Below are 1,721 nucleotides of genomic sequence, written 5' to 3' on the forward strand. Positions count from 1 at the left end.
TCCGCCAGGCCAAGTACGCGCGGCGCTACCTGGCCGAAGCCGCCTACCGGTTCAACCGTCGCTTCCGCCTGCATGAGATGCTGCCGCGACTGGCCACCGCCATGCTGCGCTGCAAGCCTTGCCCCGAGCCGGTCTTGCGCGCTGCGAGCAATTTTCATGGCTGAGGGTCGGGGCTAATCAGGTTGTGATTTGCACCTGCCCGGCATCAGCGGCCTGGAAGTGACCGAGCGCATCGTGCGCGACGGCCTGCCCGGGCGCGTGGTGATCGTGTCGGTGCTCGAGGACGGGCCGCTGCCCAAACGCCTGCTCGACGTCGGCGCCTACGGCTACGTGGGCAAGGGCAGCGATGCGCGCGAGCTGTTGCGCGCGGTGCGCGACGCCGCACTGGGCCGGCGCTACCTCGGCAGCAGTGTGGCGCAGAAGCTGGCGCTGTCGCGCGTGGACGGCGGCAGCTCGCCGTTCGACCTGCTTTCGCCGCGTGAACTGGAGGTGGCGATGCTGCTGGTGCAGGGGCTGCGCCAGGACACCATCGCGCGCCGCCTGGGGCTGAGCGCCAAGACGGTCAACACGCACAAGTCGCGCCTGTTCGAGAAGCTCGGCGTGCAGGACACGATCGCGCTGGCGCGGCTGGCCGCGCGCTACGGGCTGATGGACCCGGGCGAGGCGCTGTAGCGCCGCCGGTGTCCGGCGATGTGCCGGTCGCCGCGTCTTCCGCGTGCCCGCGCACGCGCATGGGATTCCGCAGAAAGCAACGCGGCCTGCCGGGGCCACCGGCAGGCCGCGTCGTGGCGTGGATCAGGCCGGGCGGGCCGGATCGTCCTGGCCGTCCGTGGCAGGCGCCGCATCCTCGGCCTTTTCCTCGGCCTGGACGGGTTCGGCCACCTGTGCCGGCTCGGCCGGAGCCCCGGCGGCCTCGGCCGCAGGCTCGGCGGGCAGGGTGTCGAACAGGCCGGGCGTGGTGTACGGTGCCGGCGCTTCGGCCGCCGCGGCGGTTTCCTCCACCGCAGCCGGGACCGGCGCGGCCTCGGCCGCGGCAGCAGGGGCTTCCGGTTCCGCTGCAGGCACCTCGGCCTGCGCGGCATCCTGCGCGCTGGCGGCGGCATCGGCCGGCGTCGGCGCAGCGGCCACCTCGGCCGGCGCGTCCGCGGCCGCCCGGGCGGCCGCTTCCGTCGGGGCCTGGATCGGCTCGACCATCCCGGCGGCCGGCTCGGCCTCCGGGGTAGCGGCCGCTTCGGCCACCGGAGCGGCCGGTTCGATGGCCACCGGCTCCGCGGCGGGCGCATCCGCGGCCGGCGGCGCCACTTCGGCGCTGGCCGGTGCAGTGTCGGCCGGCATCGCGTCGCTCGGCGCCGCGGCGTCGGCCGGCGCCGCGGCCGGGGTGGCCGTCACCGGGACCGCGGCGGCGGGCGCGGCCGGGGCGATGTCGTCGAAGTCGAACTCCGGCTGGCTGGCGGTGACCACCGGCGCGGCCTGCGCCTCGTCGTGGATGTCGCCGGCGTGGGCGTAGGCCGCATCCGCGGCGGGGGCCTCGGCCCCGTCGCCCTCGCCGCCCTCGGCCGCGTCCTGCGCGGACTCGATGCCCTCCTGGGCCAGCGCGGCGGCCTCGCCGCCGCCGCGGCGACGGCGGCGGCCGCCACGGCGGCCGCGACGGCGGCGGGCGCCGCCCTCGGGCGCGGCGCCTTCACCGTTGCCGGCCTCGGCGGCTGGTTCCGGGGCCGGGG

3 pseudogenes are annotated in these 1,721 nt (G+C 76.9%); 2 read left to right on the forward strand and 1 reads right to left on the reverse strand.

Annotated features, from left to right (window positions below):
* A pseudogene (locus CR938_RS14195) lies at positions 1-164 on the forward strand (IS1595 family transposase); the annotation flags it as partial.
* A 19-nt stretch (positions 165-183) separates the two neighbouring features.
* A pseudogene (locus CR938_RS14200) lies at positions 184-672 on the forward strand (LuxR C-terminal-related transcriptional regulator); the annotation flags it as partial.
* A 123-nt stretch (positions 673-795) separates the two neighbouring features.
* Here CR938_RS14200 and CR938_RS14205 read toward each other — a convergent pair.
* Positions 796-1,721 (reverse strand): annotated as a pseudogene (locus CR938_RS14205) (ribonuclease E/G); the annotation flags it as partial.

Source organism: Pseudoxanthomonas taiwanensis (genome assembly GCF_010093135.1).
Taxonomy (GTDB): domain Bacteria; phylum Pseudomonadota; class Gammaproteobacteria; order Xanthomonadales; family Xanthomonadaceae; genus Pseudoxanthomonas; species Pseudoxanthomonas taiwanensis.